At 73.0% G+C, this 17178-nt stretch carries 14 protein-coding genes; 6 read left to right on the top strand and 8 right to left on the bottom strand.

Annotated features, from left to right (window positions below; all coding sequences use genetic code 11):
• Positions 1-41 precede the first annotated feature (41 nt).
• From NE234_RS06670 to NE234_RS06660, 3 genes are all read left to right on the top strand, one after another.
• A complete protein-coding gene (locus NE234_RS06670) occupies positions 42-1589 on the top strand; it encodes a bifunctional phosphatase PAP2/diacylglycerol kinase family protein (RefSeq protein ID WP_252777968.1) in 1548 nt (515 codons plus the stop codon).
• A gap of 309 nt (positions 1590-1898) precedes the next feature.
• Positions 1899-2264: a DUF2795 domain-containing protein gene (locus tag NE234_RS06665; protein ID WP_252777967.1), complete on the top strand. Its 366-nt coding sequence runs from the start codon at positions 1899-1901 to the stop codon at positions 2262-2264.
• A gap of 191 nt (positions 2265-2455) precedes the next feature.
• A complete protein-coding gene (locus NE234_RS06660) occupies positions 2456-3010 on the top strand; it encodes a YceI family protein (RefSeq protein WP_252777966.1) in 555 nt (184 codons plus the stop codon).
• A 15-nt stretch (positions 3011-3025) separates the two neighbouring features.
• Here the strand turns inward: NE234_RS06660 and NE234_RS06655 are convergent, their stop codons facing one another.
• On the bottom strand, positions 3026-4633 hold the full coding sequence (locus NE234_RS06655) for an ABC-F family ATP-binding cassette domain-containing protein (RefSeq protein ID WP_252777965.1): 1608 nt from the start codon (positions 4631-4633) through the stop codon (positions 3026-3028).
• Positions 4634-4864: 231 nt separating this feature from the next.
• Positions 4865-5554 carry a signal peptidase I gene (lepB, locus tag NE234_RS06650; protein WP_252777964.1) on the bottom strand — a complete coding sequence of 230 codons (690 nt, stop codon included), beginning with the start codon at positions 5552-5554 and terminating at the stop codon, positions 4865-4867.
• A 785-nt stretch (positions 5555-6339) separates the two neighbouring features.
• Here lepB and proS point away from each other — a divergent pair.
• Positions 6340-7776: a proline--tRNA ligase gene (gene proS / locus NE234_RS06645; RefSeq protein ID WP_252777963.1), complete on the top strand. Its 1437-nt coding sequence runs from the start codon at positions 6340-6342 to the stop codon at positions 7774-7776.
• Between the two features lie 112 nt (positions 7777-7888).
• Here the strand turns inward: proS and NE234_RS06640 are convergent, their stop codons facing one another.
• The 6 genes from NE234_RS06640 to NE234_RS06615 form a co-directional block, all read right to left on the bottom strand.
• Positions 7889-8632 (bottom strand): DUF6328 family protein, encoded by a 744-nt coding sequence (locus NE234_RS06640; RefSeq protein ID WP_252777962.1) that lies wholly within the window; start codon positions 8630-8632, stop codon positions 7889-7891.
• A gap of 9 nt (positions 8633-8641) precedes the next feature.
• On the bottom strand, positions 8642-9880 hold the full coding sequence (locus NE234_RS06635; protein WP_252777961.1) for a glycosyltransferase: 1239 nt from the start codon (positions 9878-9880) through the stop codon (positions 8642-8644).
• A gap of 324 nt (positions 9881-10204) precedes the next feature.
• Positions 10205-12115 carry a SpoIIE family protein phosphatase gene (locus tag NE234_RS06630; protein ID WP_252777960.1) on the bottom strand — a complete coding sequence of 637 codons (1911 nt, stop codon included), beginning with the start codon at positions 12113-12115 and terminating at the stop codon, positions 10205-10207.
• A gap of 59 nt (positions 12116-12174) precedes the next feature.
• Positions 12175-12930 (bottom strand): GAF and ANTAR domain-containing protein, encoded by a 756-nt coding sequence (locus NE234_RS06625; protein WP_252777959.1) that lies wholly within the window; start codon positions 12928-12930, stop codon positions 12175-12177.
• Positions 12931-12950: 20 nt separating this feature from the next.
• Positions 12951-13367 carry a CBS domain-containing protein gene (locus NE234_RS06620; RefSeq protein WP_252777958.1) on the bottom strand — a complete coding sequence of 139 codons (417 nt, stop codon included), beginning with the start codon at positions 13365-13367 and terminating at the stop codon, positions 12951-12953.
• A gap of 124 nt (positions 13368-13491) precedes the next feature.
• Positions 13492-14127 carry an SSI family serine proteinase inhibitor gene (locus NE234_RS06615; protein ID WP_252777957.1) on the bottom strand — a complete coding sequence of 212 codons (636 nt, stop codon included), beginning with the start codon at positions 14125-14127 and terminating at the stop codon, positions 13492-13494.
• Positions 14128-14305: 178 nt separating this feature from the next.
• Between NE234_RS06615 and NE234_RS45205 the strand changes: the two genes are divergently transcribed.
• Together NE234_RS45205 and NE234_RS06605 are read left to right on the top strand one after the other, a co-directional pair.
• On the top strand, positions 14306-16723 hold the full coding sequence (locus NE234_RS45205; protein WP_308206849.1) for a nucleotide-binding protein: 2418 nt from the start codon (positions 14306-14308) through the stop codon (positions 16721-16723).
• 47 nt (positions 16724-16770) lie between these two features.
• Positions 16771-17151 carry a hypothetical protein gene (locus tag NE234_RS06605; RefSeq protein ID WP_252777956.1) on the top strand — a complete coding sequence of 127 codons (381 nt, stop codon included), beginning with the start codon at positions 16771-16773 and terminating at the stop codon, positions 17149-17151.
• Positions 17152-17178 lie beyond the last annotated feature (27 nt).

Here is a 17178-nt window from a genome sequence, read left to right as displayed (position 1 = left end):
TCATCTGCGTGATCCGGTGCGCAACGGGGATACACCGCTCCATGTCCCTGTTGAATCGAGCGAGAGAGCTGGACCAGCGCGCTTTCGACGCGGTCGCGGCGGCCAAGCTGCCCGGCCTCGAATACGTCTTGCCGCGCCTCTCCAGAATCGCGAATCATTCGGTGCTGTGGGGCGGCGTGGCCGGATCCCTCGCCCTCACCAGGCAGCCGCGGATGCGCCGGGCGGCGCTGCGCGGAGCCATCGCCGTCGGCCTGGCCAGCCCCCTGGCCAACCTCGTGGGCAAACAGGCGTTCCGGCGTCCCCGTCCGCTCATCGAGCTGTTCACGCCCTCGGCCCGTCCGCGCGTCACCCGGACGGGAGTCACCCTGATCCCCTCGATCCGCTCGCCGTGGCGGCTGCCGACGTCCCCGTCCTTCCCATCGGGCCACTCGGCGTCGGCGGCGGCGTTCGCCACGGCGGTCGCGATGGAGGCCCCGGCGGCCGTGGCGGTACCCGTCGGGGTCACCGCCGCCACGGTGGCCTTCTCCCGGATCTACACCGGCGCGCACTACCCGGGCGACGTGCTCGCCGGGATCGCGCTGGGCACCGTGGCCGGCCTCGGCACGCGCCTGCTGTGGCCCACCATGCCCGGCCCCGCGAGCTCCCGCTGGACCAAGCCGGTCGAGGCGGTCCGCGGGCTCTCGGAGGACGGCGAGGGCGTCGTCGTGGTCGTGAACCCGGGCGCCGGCGCGAACTCCGGCGGCAGGGACGTGACCCGCGTCCTCAAGGAACGCCTCCCGGCCGCGGAGATCATCGAGGCGGACGGCGACCTCCAGACGGCGCTGAAGGACGCCGCAGGCCGCGCGACGGTGCTCGGCGCCTGTGGCGGCGACGGCACGATCCGGGCCGCGGCGGCCGCGGCCCTCGACCAGCGCGTCCCCCTGCTGGTGATCCCCGGCGGCACGCTCAACCACTTCGCCCGCGCGCTGGGCATCGAGACGGCCGCGGAGGCGATCGCCGCGTACCGGTCCGGCTGCATCGCGCGGGTCGACGTCGGCCGGGCCGGGAACGAGATCTTCCTCAACACCGCGAGCTTCGGCGCCTACACCGAACTCGTCCAGCGGCGCGAGCGGCTGGAGGGCCGGCTGGGGAAGTGGCCCGCCCTCGCCGTGGCCGCCGTCCGCGTGCTCCGGCACTCCGAACCGGCGGACGTCTACGTCGACGGCCGCCGGCGGCGCGTGTGGTTCGCGTTCATCGGCAACTGCCGGTACGGCGCGCGAGGAGTGACCCCGACCTGGCGCGGACGGCTCGACGACGGAGTGCTCGACGTCCGGCTCATCGGCGCCAAACGCCACATCAGCCGGACCCGCGCGGTCGCCGCCCTGCTGGTCGGGCACCTGCGGCTGGTGCCGGACTACAGCACCTGGTCGGCGGGCAAGCTCGAACTGGAAGGCGCCCACGGCGCGCTGCGGCTGACCCGGGACGGCGAGGTCGGGGACGCGGAGGAGGGCACGGTGACCGTGACCAAGGCTCCTGCCGCGCTCGCCGTCTTCGTGCCCTCCGCCACGGCCGCCGCATCCGCCCAGACGACGACCGGCCGCCTCCACTGACCGCCGGGAGAGCGACGCCGGCCTTCCCTGGCGCGCCGGTTCCGGCGGAGGCGACGGCCGGCCGATCGCCGACACGACGCCGACCTGCGCCGAGGCCCGCGCCGGAGGGTCCCTCCGGCGTCCCGCCGGGGCTCGGTCAGGGTTCACGGCGGCTCTGGTCGGGTAGGGCGGCTGGAGGGTGGTCACGCAGAGCGACCGCCTGATTCCAGTCGAGGATCTCGGGCGTTCCCCTGCCGGGGGGTCGGACCGGAACGCCTGCATGCCCGGGGGAGCGTCCGAGAGGGGGCTACGCGAAAGGTGAGGTCATCCATGCAGCGCGAGAGCGACAAGCAGGGTACGGCCCAGGACGAGCACCTCCGGAAGGAGACGAAGAACCTCATCAAGGGGAGCGGGACGACACGGGCCGACCACGGTGGCGCAGGCGGAGACGCCACGGCGCGGCCCGCGCGACCGGCCCGGGGCATGTCGCCCGCGGAGGTCGCCCGCCGGGCCGAGCTCAGCCGACACCTGCCGCCCAGCGAGTTCCCCGCCGACCGGCGGCGTCTACTCGCCCACCTGAGGAGCAAGGGCGCGCCCGATTCGCTGGTCGAGGCCATCGCGGGATTGCCCGAGGACAAGGAGTTCCACACGATCGGGGACATCGTCCGTGAGATCGGCCTGCCCGCGCGCCACTGAGACGCCCGATCGGTGAACCCGAGCATGTCGAACCGGAGGCGCCCGGCCGGGCGCCTCCTCCCTGACGGCCAGCGCCTCGGCGCCCCTGGCGGGCGGAGCGTCGGCGCCCCCGGCGGCCGGGGCGTCGGCGGCCCTGATGGCCGAGGCGTCGGCGGCCCGGCGAGGCGGGCGGGCGGGCGTACCCTGGAGACATGGCGCTGAGGACGGGCACCTACGCGCTGGGACCCGAATCGGGACGGCTCCTGCTCCGGACGTCCCGCAGCGGTGTCGGGCGCAAGGTGGGGCACGACCTGACGATCGAGGTGACCCGCTGGTCCGGTGAGGCGGTGGTCGACCCGGCCGACCCCGCGAGCCTGTCCGTGAACGTCGACGCGCAGGCCGACTCCCTGCGCGTGCGGGAGGGCGTCGGCGGCGTCAAGCCGCTGACCGACTCCGACCGGGCGGAGATCGAGAAGAACGCCCGCCAGAAGATCCTCCGCGCCGGCGACCACCCGCTGATCACCTTCCGGTCGACCGGGGCTCAGGGCACCCCGGAGTCGTTCACGCTCACCGGCGAACTCACGATCATGGGCCGGACGCATCCCCTCACCGTGAGCGGAGGCATGGAGGACGACCGGGTACGCGGCCGGGCGACCGTGGTCCAGACCCAGTGGGGGATCAAGCCGTACTCCGCCCTGCTCGGCGCCCTCAAGCTCGCCGACGAGGCCGAGGTCGAGTTCGACCTGGCCCTCACCACAGCCGACTGACCCACGCCCCGCCGGTCAGCGGGGGCGGGCCACCCGCGTCTCGTCCCATACGGGCTCGGCGGCCTCGTACACCGATCCGTCGGCCCCGAAGACCACGAAGCGGTCGAACGACCGGGCGAACCAGCGGTCGTGAGTGACGGCCAGGACCGTTCCGGCGTACGCCTCCAGGCCCTCCTGCAGCGCCTCGGCGCTGGCCAGGTCGAGGTTGTCGGTGGGCTCGTCGAGCAGCAGCAGCGTGCAGCCGCTCAGTTCCAGGAGCAGGATCTGCAGGCGGGCCTGCTGGCCGCCCGACAGCGTCTCGAACGGCTGGTCTCCGCAGTACTGCAGCTCGTACCGGGCGAGCGCGGCCATCGCCTCGTCGCGCAGCCGCGCGTGCTCGGTCATCAGGATCTCGGCCGGCGTACGGCCGCGCAGGTCGGGCCGGGCGTGGGTCTGGGCGAACAGGCCGGGGACCACCCGCGCGCCGAGACGCTCGTCACCCGTGTGGGCGACGTCCTCCCCGGCCAGCAGCCGCAGGAAGTGGCTCTTGCCCGAGCCGTTCGACCCGAGCACCGCGACGCGCTCGCCGTACCAGACCTCCAGGTCGAACGGCCGCATCAGGCCGGTCAGCTCCAGCCCCTCGCAGATCACGGCGCGCTTGCCGGTCCGGCCGCCGCGCAGGCGGACCTTGATGTTCTGGTCGCGGGGCGGGATCTCCGGCGGCCCGGCCTCCTCGAACCGCCGCAGCCGCGTCTGCGCGGCCTGGTACCGCGAGGCCATGTCGGAGTTGTACGCCGCCTTCTGCTTGAACATGCGCACGAGCGCCTTCAGCTTGGCGTGTTCCTCGTCCCAGCGGCGGCGCAGCTCCTCCAGGCGTTCGTTGCGGTCGCGACGCGCCTGCGCGTACGTGGCGGAGCCGCCGCCGTGCACCCAGACGTTCCCGGCCTCGACCGTGATGATCTGCCGGGCGGCGCGGGCCAGCAGCTCGCGGTCGTGCGACACGAGCAGCACCGTCTTGGACGTCTCGCGCAGCCGGTCCTCCAGCCACAGCTTGCCGGGCACGTCGAGGTAGTTGTCGGGCTCGTCGAGCAGCAGTACCTCGTCGGGCCCGCGGAACAGCGCCTCGAGGACGAGGCGCTTCTGCTCGCCGCCGGACAGCGTCTTGACGTCCCGCCACCGGGCCCGGTCGTACGGCACCCCGAGCGCGGCGACGCAACAGGCGTCCCACAGCACCTCGGCCTCATAGCCGCCCGCGTCGCCCCACTCGGCGAGCGCCCGTGCGTACCGCATCTGGGTGGGCTCGTCGTCGCGCTCCATCATGGCGAGCTCGGCCTGTTCGAGGGCCTGCGCGGCGTCGCGCACGCGCGGCACCGCCGTGGACACCAGCAGGTCGTGGACGGTCGACTCGTCGCGGATGTTGCCGATGAACTGCCGCATCACGCCGAGCCCGCCGCTGCGGGTGATCGTGCCGCTCTGCGGTTCGAGGTCGCCGGCGACGAGCCGCAGCAGCGTGGTCTTGCCCGCGCCGTTCGGCCCGACCAGCGCGGCGACCGCGCCGTCCGCGACCCGGAACGACGCGTCGTCCAGCAGGATTCGCCCGTCGGGCAGGACGTGGCCGAGATGCGCGACTTCGACGTGACCCACGATCGGCCAGTCTCCGCCATCCCACCGGGGACGCCAACGGATTTTCCGCCGCCGCGCACGCGCACGCCCGAGCCCGCCGCGGCCGTGTGGAACTCCCGGCGAACGGGCACGGTGGCGGTCACGAACCGCCCCGACCGACCTCCGGGCGGGGATCCGGGCCGCTGCCGGCATCAACGCCGAGGATCCTCGCGCCTGGAGCAACGAGAACCCTCGGCGCTGATGCCGGCGGGGTCAGCCCTTACCGAGGGTGTTCCAGCGGGAGGGCGGCCAGACGATCACGAAGGCGCGGCCGATGACGCTGCTCACCGGGATGGTCCCCTGGGAGCCGTCCTCGATGTGGAAGCGGGAGTCGGCGGAGTCGGACCGGTGGTCGCCCATCACCCAGAGGCGGCCGGCCGGCACCTTGATCGGGCCGAAGCTCTTGTGGTCGTCCTGGTAGACGTACGGTTCGTCCAGCGGCTTCCCGTCGACCAGCACCCGGCCCTGCGCGTCACAGCACTGGACCGTCTGACCGCCGACCGCGATGACGCGTTTGACGAGGTCCTTCTCATTCGCCTGCGGCATGCCGAACAGGCCGCCCACCCAGCTCAGCCCGCGCTGGAACGGGTTGCTCGGCTTGGCGATCTGCGTCTCCGGCTCCCAGGCGGCGGGCGCGCGGAAGACCACGATGTCCTTCTGCCTCGGATCGTGGAACCGGTATCCGGCCTTGTAGACGAGGATCCGGTCGCCCGTGCAGCCCGCGCAGCCGTGCAGGGTCCGTTCCATCGACTCGGAGGGAATGAAGAACGCCTGCACCAGGAACGTCTTGATCAGCAGCGAGAGTACGAGCGCGATGCCGATCAGGATGGGCAGCTCGCGGAGGAACGACCGTTTTTTGGCGGGCTTCTTCTGGTCCGCCTCAGGCGGAGTCTCGTCAGACACGCCTGTAAGGTAAACCGAGCGGCGATGTGATCGGCGTAAGCCCCCACCGACGTACACCCACCCGGCCCCGCGAGCGCACGCCCACCGGGCCTGGACCCCGGGCGCAGTGCACTGGGCCCCGGGCGCAGCGCACCGAGCCCCCGGGCGTACGCGCAGGGTTCTGACCCGAATCTCGTGATGGCTACCGCGCCGGTCGTCCGGCGGCGGTCCTCCAGGCTCCCCTGCTTTCCACAGAACCTTTGCTCTGCTCACCCGGGGTATGCACTGGACCGTTCCAGCTGTCTACCCGGGGTGAGCAGAGCAAAGAGCGCCGGGGGAGGGGACGTGGTGCCCGCACGGAGCCGTGGGCGGACAGGACCGCGCGCCCCAATACCGTTCAACACGGAGATCGAGCTGGAGCCGGACCTGGCTCCGCGGGCGCAGACGGAGCGGGCCCTGCGGGGAGCGCGCTCGCCCCGGGGGCGTGCGCCAACCGGGCCCTGAGGGGGCCGTGCTCCATGGGCGCGGCGCGGCGGGCCCGTAGTGGAGCGCACCCGGCCTCGTCGGCCGCACAACATCCGGCTCCGTCGGCGTACGCGTGCCGTGCTCCGCGGCGCAGCGCGGCGGGCCCCGACTAGAGCGCACCCGGCCTCGCCCGCCGCAGAGCACCCGGCGTCGTGGGCGTGCGCGCGCCGGCGGCTGGACGCGGCCGTCCTCCCTCGGGATCGGAACGCCGGGACCGTCTTGTCCCGGCCGTACCCCCTGGTTGTCCACGCGAGCGTCCGGGGGCCGGTACGCTCGGCTGCGTGAGTCGGGAAGGTGTCACTCCTCAGTCCGAAGACTTCTCCGCCTGGTACAACGAGGTCGTCGTCCAGGCCGAGCTGGTCGACCGCGGTCCGGTCCGCGGCACGATGGTCATCCGGCCGTACGGCTACCGCATGTGGGAGCTGCTGCAGGCGGACCTCGACGGCCGCATCAAGGAGGCCGGGCACGGCAACGCCTGCTTCCCGATGTTCATCCCGGAGTCGTACTTCAAGCGCGAGGCCGAGCACGTCGAGGGCTTCTCGCCCGAGCTGGCCGTGGTCACGGTCGCCGGCGGCAAGGAGCTGGAGGAGCCGCTGGTCGTGCGGCCCACCTCCGAGACCGTCATCGGCGAGTACATGGCCAAGTGGATCGACTCCCACCGCGACCTGCCGCTCCTCCTGAACCAGTGGGCCAACGTCGTGCGCTGGGAGCTGCGTCCGCGCATGTTCCTGCGCACCACGGAGTTCCTGTGGCAGGAGGGCCACACGGCGCACGCGGACGAGGACGACGCGATGCGCGAGACCATGTGGGCGCTGGACGCCTACGCGGGCGTCGCCCGCGAGCTCGCCGCGATGCCGGTCGTCGAGGGCGAGAAGACGCCGAGCGAGCGGTTCGCCGGAGCGGTACGGACCTACTCGATCGAGGGCATGATGCGCGACGGGCGGGCCCTGCAGGCCGGCACCTCGCACTACCTCGGCACCAACTTCGCCAAGGTCTTCGACATTCAGTACCAGGACGCCCAGGGCGAGCTGGTCCACGCCCACACCACGTCCTGGGGCATGAGCACCCGCATGCTCGGCGGCGTGATCATGACGCACGGCGACGACAAGGGGCTGGTGCTGCCGCCGCGCATGGCGACGTACCAGGTCGTGATCGTGCCGATCGGCCGCGACGAGCTGGCCGAGCGCACGCTCGCGGCGGCGAGCGAGCTCGCGGCCCGGCTGAAGCAGGCCGGCGTCCGCGTGCACGTCGACGAGCGCACCCAGCTGCGCCCGGGCTTCAAGTACAACGACTGGGAGATGCGCGGCGTCCCCATCCGGCTGGAGCTCGGCCCCCGCGACCTCGACGCCGGGGTCGTGACGCTGGCCCGCCGCCTCGGCGACCAGGGCAAGGAGCAGATCCCGCTCGACCGCGTGCCCGAGGTGCTGCCCGGCATCCTGGACGACTTCCAGGCGTTCCTGTACGACCGCGCGGAGCGCTTCCGCGACGAGCACACCGCCGAGATCGACGACTGGGAGTCCTTCCGGTCTCAGGTGAGCGGCGGCTGGGCGCGCGTCCTGCACTGCGGCCGTACGGAGTGCGAGGACGAGATCAAGGCCGACACGGCCGCGACGCCCCGGGTGATCCCGGCGCAGGCGCCGGAGGAGACGGGTGTCTGCTTCCGCTGCGGGCAGCCGTCGGCGTACGGCAAGCGGGTCATCTTCGGCCGCTCGTACTGATCCAACGCGCAGGCTGATCGCGTCCGCGCAGGCTGATCGCGAACGGACAAGCTGACCGCGAACGCACAAGGAACGGCCCCCGTGCCTCGCACGGGGGCCGTTGCTCGTCGTCTCAGTCGATGACCGTACGCCCGGCGGGGGGACCGTCGCGCCGGGGCGGCTCACCGTCCTCGCCCGCAGCGTCGCGGTCCTCGTCCTCGGCGTCCCGGTCCCCGCGGTCCCGTCCGCTCTGGTTCCGCTTCCCCCGGTCGCGTTCGATGCGGTGCCGCTCGGCCTCCTCGCGCCGCAGTTCGCGGCGGTCGGCCTCCGTGCGCTCGGCGTCGTACTCCTCGGCGTCGGCCTCGCGCGCGGCGTAGATCCGACGGCGGGTCACCATCGGCTGCACGAACCAGGCCCACCCCGCGATCAGGACGAATCCCGCCGCCGTCCCGGCCGCCAGCCCGGAGGAGAAGAACCCCTTCGCGGCGACCGCCACGGCGCTGGCCATGGACACGGTGAGCGCCAGCGTCCCGGCGATGCCGTACCGGTTCGACCGGTTGACCAGCAGGTCCTTACGGCCGGACCGGAACAGCATCCGATGCTGGGCGGCGGGCGCCATCAGGCAGATGGACGCGCACGCCGCCGTGATCAGCGACAGGTAGAACACCCACTGCCCGGTGTGCCCGACCCGCTTGAACCCGTTCGAGAACGGCAGGGTGAGCAGGAACGCGAACAGGAACTGCACCCCGGCCACGATGACCCGCAGGCCCTGCAGCATCTCCACGAGTTCGCGGTCGAACCGCTCCCGTGGTGTCTCGTCCCGACGCGGATCCGGTTCCCTGGTCCTGCTCGTGTCCCTGGTGTCACTCGTGCCCATCGAACGCCGTCAGAAGTCCTCGTCCTCGTCGGCGGCGCCGGCCCCGACCCCCGCGAGAACGGGCTCGGGCTCGGGCACCGGCTGCAGGGACTCGTAGACCTTGACGGTCTCGTGCGCGACGCGCTCCCAGGCGAACCGCGACCGGACCCGGTCGACGGCGCCGATGCTGAGGGCCGTGCGCATCGTCGGGTCGGCCAGCAGGGCGCGGACGCGCCGGGCGATCTCCATCGGCCGGTCGGCCGGGACGTGGATGCCCGTGACGTTCTCGATCACCGAGTCGAGGTGGCCGCCGACGGGGGAGGCGACGACGGGGGTACCGCAGGCCATCGACTCCAGCGGCACCCGGCCGACGGTCTCGTACGCGGGGACGCTGATCGTCAGGTCGGCGGAGCGCAGCAGCTTCGGAGCGTCGTTCGCCGAGACACGGCCGATGAACGTGACGCGGTCGGCGACCCCGGCCTCCTTGGCCTTGATCCGCAGCTGGTGGACGGTCTCGTCGGTCTCCAGGTCCTCGCGGGCGGGGCCGCCGGCCACCACGAGCTCGGCGTCCGGGATCCGGGCCAGCGCCTGGATGACGGAGACCACGCCCTGGTGCCGGCCGACCTTCATCATCGTGACGAGGCGCGGCGCGTCACCGCGCGGCATGGACGGGCCGCTCGGGGCGAACTTCTCGACGTCGATGCCCGAGGGCACCAGCGTGATCTGGCGGCGCGAGATCCCCAGCCGTACGAGCTCGGTGCGCTCGCTCTCGGTCATGGCGACGACCGAGCGGACGCTGCGGCCGATGGCCTTCTCCAGGCGGACCCGCGTCGGCGAGCAGGGCTGCCCGGACCGGCTCAGCGCCGTCCCCAGGGTGTGGAAGGACTGGACGACCGGGATGTCGAGGCCGTTCGCACCGGCGATCGCGGCCAGGCCGCTCACCCAGTGGTGGGCGTGGACGACGTCCGGGCGCTTGCCGTGCCACCGCCGCGCGAGCTCCGCGCCGAAATCGGCGAGGTAGGGCAGCAGCTCGTCCTCGGCCAGCGGGCGGACGGGCCCGACGGCCAGCTGCTCCACGGTGACCCCGGGAGCGAACCGCACCTTCTCCCGCGGGTCCCTGCCGTCCTGCCGGGTGAAGACGGTCACACGGTGGCCCTGCCGCCCGAGTTCACGGGCGAGTTCGGCGACGTGGACGCCCAGTCCCTCGTCAAGGCCTTTGGCGGCGCCGAGGGGGCTGTCCTGGACCGAGACCATGGCGATGTTCATCATCGAGCAACCTCCAGGAAGTTCAAGCGACCGGGCGCGTCGGTGTCCGCGACGATCTCGGCCCGTACGGCTCCCGGGAGTACGGGACGGGAACCGAGGGAGCGATCGGGGATGGGGTTTGCGCGCGTGCACTCACGGCCAGGGACGTTGCCTGGGACCGTGGGGGAAAGAGAGGAAACCGCCGACGTCAGGCCGCCGAGCGGGCCTGAACTGTATGTACGCATGCACACCCTCCGGAGATCGAGGGCGGGTATGCCGCCCTCCGGTGGTGTGCCTGCGTCTTAGGCACGAGTTCCTGGACCCAATTATTACCTCATGTCGCGGCGATTAAACAGCCGACCCGGAAACCGCGATCCGGCCGCCGGTGTCCGCGGTGACGCGCACGGCCAACATCGACACGTCATCGCGCAGCTCACCGCCGCAGAACTCGATCAGAGCGTGCTCGACCGCCAGCGGCATGTCGGCGACCGGACCGTCGGCGTGCGCGGCGAGGATCTCGACCAGGCGCTCGTGCCCGAAGCGGTTCCGCATCGCGTCGGAGCTCTCCACGACGCCGTCGGAGTACAGGAACAGCGTGTCCCCGGGCTCCAGGTCGAGCGACTCGACGCCGACCTCGAAGTCGTCGGCGGGGAACAGGCCGAGCGGGATCCCGCCGCCGCTCAGCGTACGGATCAGGCCGTCGCGCCGGATCAGCACCGCGGGCGGGTGCCCGGCGCTGCCGATCATGACGGAGAGGCCGTCGTCGCGTGGTTCGACGCAGGCCATCACGGCGGTGACGAACCGGCCCTCGTGGTCGAGCAGCGTCTCGTTGACCATCGACAGGACCTCGTCGGGCTTGGCGTTCCACCGGCCGAGAATCCGGATGCCGTGCCGCGCGCCGGCGTTCACGGCCGTGGCGTCCTCGCCCTTGCCGCAGACGTCGCCGAGGGCCACGCCCCAGCCCGCCGCGGTCGGGAACACGTCGTAGAAGTCGCCGCCGAACCCGCCGTCCCGCGTCGCCACGACGTACCGCGCGGACACCTCGGTACCGGGGATGGCCGGCAGCTCGCGGGGCAGCAGGCCGGCGCGCAGCCGCTCGGTCACCTCCATGCGGCGCCGGTAGCGCCGCCCGGTCCGGATCACCAGCGCGAGGTTGCGGGCCAGCCGCTCGACCAGCCCGAGGTCCATCAGGTCGAACGGTCCCTGTTCGCCCGAGACGGTCAGCGTGAGGGTGCCGAGGGTGCGCTCGCCGTCGTCCAGCGGCACGCAGATCAGCGAGGACGCCTCCATGAGCCCGCACACGGGCAGGTCGCCCTCCGTGGTGCCGAGCGTCCGCAGATCGTCGATGTGGGCCTGCAGGACCGACTGGCCGCTGTCGTAGACCAGGGAGGGCAGCGAACCGGGGCCCGGATGGACGTTCTCCAGCATGCGGGCGATCTGGGTGCGGCGCTCGTCATCCGGGCCCATGACGACCTGGCGCCGCAGCGTGCCGTTCCGCTCCACGTCGACGATGACCCAGTCGGCGAGCTCGGCGGCGAGCAGCCGCGCCGAGCGGCGCACGGCCACCGACTCGGTCAGCGAGTCGTCCTCCAGCAGCATCCCGGTCGCGGTGGCGAGGACGTCCATCCGGTGGACGACCGTGGCCACGGCGTCGTCCGTGGCCGACACCTCGGGTGCGGCCTCCTGCGCGTCCGGTTCCTTCGTCGCCGGGGCGGTCGCGGCGACGACCAGCGGCTCGGGCTCTCCGCTCACCCAGATCCGGGCGAGCGTCACGTCGGCGAACACGGGGCCGTGCTTGGACAGGAAGCGCACCCGCGTCCGCCGCCGCTGCCCCGAGTGGAAGACCCCGGCGATGTGCGAGCCCACCGCCGCCCGGGTCGCCATGTCGCAGAACACCGGGAACGGCTTGCCGGTGAGGTAGCCGGCGGACGAGCCGAGCAGCGCGCCCGCCTGGCGGTTCACGCGGCGGACCGTGCCATCGCGTTCGAGCAGGAAGAGCGGAACGGGGGCGTCCTGGAACACCGTGCGCAGCATCCGGCGCTCGCTCTCGGCGGCCTCGGAGCGCGCCTCCGCCGACGCGCGGCCGTCACCGGTGGCGCCGAGCGCCGCCACGGCGAGCTCGAGCTCGACGAGGGCCGCCTCCAGGAGAGGGCCCGAGTCGGCGTCGGGCAGGGCCGCGGCACTGCGGAGCTCGCTCAGCCGGATCTTGAGCTTGGCGGTGTCCTGGATGAGGGACTGGGTCTCTTGCTGGTCGGACATGTCCCTCCCAGCGTGGCGTGATCGCTGCCCGCGACCAAATCGGACGGCTGCTCGTTACTCTAACGGCCGCCCTTGGCCCCAGCGAGGCCGGACCGCCCGGTGCCGCCGCCATCGGGGCCACTGCCTTCGACGATACGCCGCGCCAGCGCCGTCAGCTTGACGTGCCGGGTCTGGGAGATGCGCTTGAGCTCGTTGAACGCGGTCTCGGCGTCGCAGCCCATCGCGTGCATGAGCACACCCTTCGCCTGGTCCACGACGGCCCGCGCCTCCACGGCCTGCTGCAACTGCACCGCCGTACGGTGGGCGTCCTCGTAGTGCCGCGTGTTGGACACGGCCGCGCCGCCCTGCGCGGCCAGGAGGGCGCCGATCCCGAGCTCCCGCCGGTCGAGCGCGCCGGGCACCACGCCGTACATCATCAGCGTCATGAGGATCGGGCCGGTGCGATGCACGGTCGTGGCGAAGCACCGGACTCCCCGTTGCAGCGCGATGGGGGTGAAGGCGGGCCAACGGGTCTCGACGAGCGTGTCGGCGCAGAAGATCGAGGTCTCGGTGCGCGCCACGTCGAAGATCGGACCGTCCCGGCGGGCGCTCTGAACGTCGACGAGGTAGGCCAGGTCGGGATGCGTGCTGGTGACGTCGCGGGGCTCGGGGTCCTCTCCGGCGGCCCAGCGGATTCCGGTCGCTCCCGCGCATCCACGGACCGTACGGACCGCGAGCTCGGTCACGCGCCGCAGCGCCACCGTCTCCGATGCCTCGTGGATGAGGCCCAGACGGGCGATCTCGACGGCCAGTTCACTGCTGATCTGCGGTCCCACGCCGTCCACGGTAGCTCCCCCTAGCCGACCCGGTGTTCGCCGCCGTGAGCGGCACGGGCGCCCGGATCGTCGCCGGTCACGACATCCCGGAGTGAGACGATGCCCACCGCCCTGCCCTCCTCGACGACGGGAAGCCGCCGTACGCCTCGCTCGCGCATGAGACGCACGGCGACCTCGGTCTCGTCGTCGGGCCCGATCGTCACCACACCGGCGCTGCAGATCTGATCGAGCCGGGTGCCGTACAGGTCGCGTCCCTCCGCTACGGCGCGTACGACGATGTCGCGGTCGGTGAGCAGTCCGCACAACCGGCCCGCCTGCGTGACGAGCACCCCGCCGACGCCTTGGTCGCGCATCAGCCGGGCCGCCTCGGTGAGCGGCGCGTCGAGAGGAAGGGCGGCCGGCTCGGGCGTCATCACGTCGCGTACCTTCTGCGCCATTGCGAACACTCCCTTCGCCCGTCATGCGCCGACTACCCCCAGAGGCGGGTCTTATTCCGGACCGGGCGCGGTGCGGAAGATGAGCGCTGAAGGAAGTTCGAGGGTGTTCGTCCTATTTCGATCGTCAGAAGTCGAAGATCGAGGCGGTCTTGTCGCGCAGCACACAGGTGTTGGGGTACTGCCCGGTGAGCTTGACGGGCCGGCCGCGCCACTGCCCTTCCGCGCTCACTGTGACCGGCGAATAGATCATGAAGCAGGCCCGAGGATTCTTCCGGTCGGGGGCGATCGTGAGGTCGTTCCCCGCCTTGTCGAGGTCCGCGCACGCCTGGGCGGCCTTCGGGTGGGTGCCGCCGACCGGGTCGCACTGCAACGTCACGGTGCGCGGGGTGCCCGAGCCCATCGCGCTCCGCAGCGTCAGCAACGTCGGGGCTGCGGCCTGTCCGGAGGCCGGGTCCGCCGACGGCGCCGCCGGGGCGGCCGCGTCGCCCTGCGGCGGCGTCGCGTCGGATCCCAGAGCCCCGATGCCCGACGCGGGCGGCATCCGCTCGTTGAACGGCGACCGGCCGCTCGCGGAGGTGCCCAGGTCACGGATCACCGCGCCGGGCGGCGCGGGCCGGACGTGCCTTCCCGCATGAGGCCGGACGGCGTCCGTCCCGCTTCCGGCGGCCGGAGGCGCCGGTCTCGCCTGCGCTGCGGCGGCCGAGACCGAGAACACCACCGGAATGGCGGCGGCGATGGAAAACGCCAGGATGATTCGCATTTGTCTTTCCCCCCGAAAAGTCCGCCTGATCAGCGGAGCTCAATCGCTCACTGTAGCGCACTGATCCCATTCCGTAATCGGGCCGCATGTCCGTAGCCGACGCCCGTAAGGGGTCCGCGCCGATAGGATCAATAGCGTTTCCGCACCCATACGCCCGGTTCACGCCGAGAGGAGACCGGTGTCCGAGCATGCCTGGCAGGTCACCGTGCTCGCCGAGCTCGGTATTCCCCTGGCCGGGCTCATGGTCTCCGACCCGAGCGGCCGCCCCGTCCCACGCGCGGCCGAGAGGCAGGCCGCGGCCGGCGGCGTCTCCGAGGCCCCGCCCGCGCCACCGCCCGCCCGGCAGGACGATCCGCGCCCGCCCGAGGACCTGCCCCCGGCCGTCGGAGCCGCGGTCCTCGAATCCCCGGTCGGCGAATCCCCGGTCGGCGAATCCCCGGTCGGCGAATCCCCGGTCGGCGGATCGGCGGAAGCGCCGGTGGTGCAGGACCCGCCGGTGGCGCCGGTCGAGCGCACCGTCGCCGACCCGGACGAGGGTGAGCTCCCGACCGGTGACCGGCCCCACCCCGCCGGCCCGGTGGTGATCGGCGGAACCGTCCACGACGACCGGGCCGTCTCGTTCGGCGGCTCCACCGGTGAATCGACCGGCGACTCGACGGCACCGGTCGTTCAACCGCAGCGGGAACGGGAGCGGCGGCCCGAGCCGGAGCAGCAGCGAGAACCGGAGCCGCAGCCCGAGCCGGAGCGGCAACCACAGGCGGAGCGGCAACCGCAGGCGGAGCGAGGCCCGCAGGCGGACCAGAGGCCAGAGCCCGCGTGGGGTCAGGCAGCCCCGCCCCAATGGGAGCAGACGCCGCCGCAGGCGGAACCGGAACCACCCGCGCAGTGGGGACAGGCACCGTCACCGGGGGAGCAGGCGCCACCGGCGCAGTGGGCGCCGTTCCCTCCGCAGCCCGAACAGCCGCCCCCGCCGCCGGAGTGGGCCCAGGGAGCGCTGCGGGCGGAGCAGGCACCGCCGCCGGAGTGGGGTCAAGGAGCGCCGCAGGCAGAGCAGGCACCATCGCCACAATGGGAGCAGCCGCAGGCCGAACAGGCCCCACCGGCGCAATGGGGCCAAGGGGCGCCGCAGGCGGAGCAGGCCCCGCCGGTGCAGTGGGCGCAGTTCCCTCCGCAGGCCGAGCAGGCGTCGCCGGACCGGGACCAGGGGGTGCCGCAGGCGGAGCGGGCGCAGTGGGCGCAGTTCCCGCCGCAGACGGAGCAGGCACCGCCGCAGACGGAGCAGGCGCCGCCGGCGCAGTGGGGGCAGACGCCGCCGGAGCAGCCGTCCGCGTGGGACCGGCCCGCGCAGCCACAGTGGGGGGACCCGGACACACCGCCGCAGGCGGAACGGGAACAGCCGCCCCCGTGGACGCAGAACACCGGACGGCAGGGCGACGAGGACGCCCCCGCGGTATGGCCAGATCTCCCGGCGGAGGGCGGGCCGGGCCCGTCATCGTGGGACTCGCCACAGCAGCAGGCCGGATGGGACCAGGCCGCCCACTCGTCCTGGGGGACTCAGCAGGAGGCCTGGCCGGCCGGTTCCGACGCCTGGCAGCAGGACCCCGGCGCCGCGCCGGGGCGATCGGCGCAGAGCCCACCGGCGTCCGGTCCACCGCCCGCGTCCGGTCCCACGCAGCTCGGGCCGCCCGTGACGGGCGGGCCGATCGCTCCTCGGGATCTCGTGCGCCGCTCCGCGTACGGCGATCCTCTGGTGCGACGGATGTCCCGCGGGGTGCGCCGGGCCATGGGGGCCGCCGCCGCGAACGACGTCCGCAAGGCCACGGACGTGGCGGCCGTGCTGAGCCGTCCCGTCCCGTCCTGCCGGCAGATCGTGGTCACCAGCATCCGGGGCGGCGCGGGCAAGACGACCGTGGCGGGGCTGACCGCGACCGTGATCGCGCAGTACCGGCAGGACCGTGTGCTGGCCGTGGACGCCGACTCCGGGCTCGGCTCGCTCCCGTTGCGGATGGGCGTGGGCCCGCGGCTGTCGCTGCACGACCTGACGTCGTCGCCGCAGCCCAGGTCGTTCGAGGAGGCGTCCCGGTACCTCGCCCAGACCACGGACGGTCTGTGGGTGCTGTCCGCGACGGCCGGAGGGCGGATCGCCGGGGAGCTCGATCTCGCCACCTTCCGTACGGCCGCGGGCGCGATGAGCCGTTACTTCGCCGCGTCGGTGATCGACTGTGGCGCCGGGCTGCTGGCGGAGCTGCAGCGCGGCATCATGGCCGAGGCCCACGCCCAGGTCATGGTGACGCCCGGCACGGTCGACGGGGCGCTCAGCGCGCACGGCGCCCTGGAGTGGCAGGCGAACAACGGCTACGAGCACCTCCTGCCCCGTACGGTGATCGCGTTCGTGACGCACACCCCGCACGTCGACGCCGACCTGACGCGGGCCGCGCAGATGCTCAGCTCGGGCGGACTGCCGGTGGTGCACATCCCGTACGACCGGCATCTGGCCGCCGGAACGGCGGTCGAGTCGGCCCGGATCGGCCACGAGACCCGGGCGGCGGTCATCCGGATCGCGGTCGAGGCGTTCGCGCGGGCGATCGCCGCGTGACGACGACCCCTGACAGGCGCGACACTCCCCGATAGGAGGTGAGGTTCTTGACCAGCGACTTCGTCGCGTTGGTCCGGCACCGGCCCGAGATCTCGACCGTCATCGACGGCATGATCGCGTTCGGCGAGTCGCTGGAGCCGTACGACGCCGGTGACGGGGCCTTCCATCTCTACGACGCCGGCGGGCGGCTGGCCGTCTCCATCGAGACCCCGCAGCTCGTCGAGGTCCGTGGTGAGGTCGAGCGGCTGCTGGGCGCGGAGTTGGCGGGCCGCGTACGGGGGCCGGTCTGGTGGGTCGAGGTGCGCGCGGCGGTGGGCGTCCCGGAGGCGACGCGGATCGCCCGGAGGTTCGCGGACGACCTGGTCCACTGGCAGGGCGGCACCGTGTGGCCGGAGAGCGCCACTCCTCCGGCGAAGGAGGGCCCGTGAGTGAGCGGAGCGAGCGAGCCGTGGGCG

Source organism: Actinoallomurus rhizosphaericola (assembly GCF_024055675.1).
GTDB lineage: Bacteria > Actinomycetota > Actinomycetes > Streptosporangiales > Streptosporangiaceae > Actinoallomurus > Actinoallomurus soli.
The sequence above is the reverse complement of the archived record's forward strand: the minus strand, read 5'-3'. Positions and strand labels throughout refer to the sequence as shown.